General features: G+C 54.2%; 1 protein-coding gene and 1 pseudogene. Both read right to left on the bottom strand.

The genetic code is table 11. The features are described from left to right. Window positions 1-495 (bottom strand): transposase (locus GOB90_RS18740; protein WP_173572230.1); only part of this gene is annotated, 495 nt, incomplete at its 3' end. Between the two features lie 81 nt (window positions 496-576). Beyond that, window positions 577-685: pseudogene (locus tag GOB90_RS19890) on the bottom strand (NrtR DNA-binding winged helix domain-containing protein); the annotation flags it as partial.

Raw genomic sequence — 685 nt, 5'->3', positions numbered from 1 at the left:
TGCTCGCAGATCCGCTTTCTCTGCATTGGTGTTCCGCTGCTTCGGAGCCGCTACCAGCGTGGCATCCAGGATCTGGCCTGACATCGGCAAATACCCGGCGTTACGCAGGGTTGCATCAAAGCGGTTGAACAGCCCATCGATCGCACCCGCCTGGGTCAGACGCTCGCGAAACAGCCAGACCGTTTTGGCATCCGGCACCCGATCTGAAAGTCCCAGCCCAAGGAAACGCATAAAGGAGAGGCGATCGTTGATCAGATATTCCGTCCGCTCATCAGACAAATTGTTGAGCGTCTGGATCACCAGGATCTTGAACATCAGCACAGGATCAAATGGCGGTCGTCCGCCCTTGCTTCCATCGGAATACGCCAGGGCCTTGTCCAGATCAGGACGGAACGCTTCAAAATCCACAGTCCGGGAAAACGCTTCGAGCTGATCGCCAAGCCCACTCAGCCGGGCAAGACGCTCTTCAACATCAAAGAAACCAGACTGCTTCATATCGCCATTCCCTCAATCAACGCAGAAGAAATAGAATCATACAGAAGACCTCAAAACCAGGGGGTTTTTAGAACCCTCCAAGTTCTGTTTGTGCATGGGACGTCCGGCTAGGGCTTCCATCGCCTGCTGAAGCTGAAGCAGGGTGAAATGGTCGGGCAAAAGGTCAAATACGGCGGGCGTATAACGAATA

The sequence above is a fragment of the Acetobacter oeni genome, from assembly GCF_011516825.1.
In the GTDB taxonomy this organism is placed as follows: Bacteria; Pseudomonadota; Alphaproteobacteria; order Acetobacterales; family Acetobacteraceae; genus Acetobacter; species Acetobacter oeni.
Note: the sequence above shows the minus strand (reverse complement) of the source record. Positions and strands in the feature narration are given on the sequence as shown.